The organism is Variovorax sp. 01T439_2 (assembly GCF_056398445.1).
In genome coordinates this window covers 1-1197 of sequence record NZ_JBFTPJ010001288.1, presented here as the reverse complement: position 1 = coordinate 1197, position 1197 = coordinate 1, and the positions used below count along the sequence as shown (strand labels likewise).

At 67.9% G+C, this 1197-nt stretch carries 1 protein-coding gene; it reads right to left on the bottom strand.

All coding sequences use genetic code 11. From position 1 onward, the window contains the following. A partial coding sequence (locus AC1DOC_RS34355) for a catalase (RefSeq protein ID WP_478131664.1) occupies positions 1 to 1197 on the bottom strand: 1197 nt, incomplete at both ends.

Here is a 1197-nt window from a genome sequence, read left to right as displayed (position 1 = left end):
GCGGCGATCTGCTCGCCCTGCACGCCGTCCGCCACCAGCAGCGCCACCTTGCGCGTGCGCACGGACCCATCGCCGGGCCGCGCCGTGAGCGACAGTGCGTGCGAATGCGTGACCTCCGGATTTACAGGCTGCGCAAGTGCGCGAGGCAGCGCAGGCGGCACCGGAATGCCGAGCCCGTCGGCCACCTGCTGCGCGAGCAGCGGCGATGCATTGACGAGGCTCGCCACCATGCGCTCGCGCACGGCAGGCACGGTGCACTTGGAGAGCTCGAAGCGGAACGCCGCCGCGATGTGGGCCTGCTCGGTGGGCGTCTGGCTTTCGAAGAAGAGCGTGGCCTGCGTGTAGTGGTCGGCAAACTTCTCGGGCTTGCCGCGCACCTTGTCCTGCTCCGCGCGCTGCGGAAAAGTCATGAAGCCGGCCGAAGCCCCGGCCTGGAACGGACAGCCGCCGCCCAGCGAGTTGGGCTCGTAGGCCGCACGGCCGCGGTGGATGGCCTGGCGGTGCATGCCGTCGCGCTGGTTGTTGTGCACCTGCGCCATCGGCGCGTTGATCGGCAGCTCATGGAAGTTCGGCCCGCCCAGGCGCGTGATCTGCGTGTCGACGTAGGAGTGGATGCGCCCGGCCAGCAGCGGGTCGTTGGTGAAGTCGATGCCCGGCACCACGTGCGCGGCGCAGAAGGCCACCTGCTCGGTCTCGGCAAAAAAGTTGTCGGGATTGCGGTTGAGCACCAGGCGCCCCACGGGCGTGAGCGGCACCAGTTCCTCGGGCACGATCTTGGTGGCGTCGAGCACGTCGAAGCTGAAGGCCTCGGCCTCTTCCTCGGTGAAGATCTGCAGGCCGAGCTCCCATTCCGGAAACTCCCCGGCCTCGATGGCTTCCCACAGGTCGCGGCGATGGAAGTCGGGGTCGGCGCCCGAGATCTTCACGGCCTCGTCCCACACCAGTGAATGCGTTCCGAGCACCGGCGACCAGTGGAACTTGCAGAACACCGAATCGCCGGCCTCGTTCACGAGCCGGAAGGTGTGCACGCCAAAGCCCTGCATCATGCGGTAGCTGCGCGGAATGGCGCGATCGGACATGTGCCACATCAGCATGTGGGTCGACTCGGGCATGAGCGAGACGAAGTCCCAGAAGGTGTCGTGCGCGCTCGCGGCCTGCGGCATCTGGTGATGCGGCTCGGGCTTCACGGCGTGGACC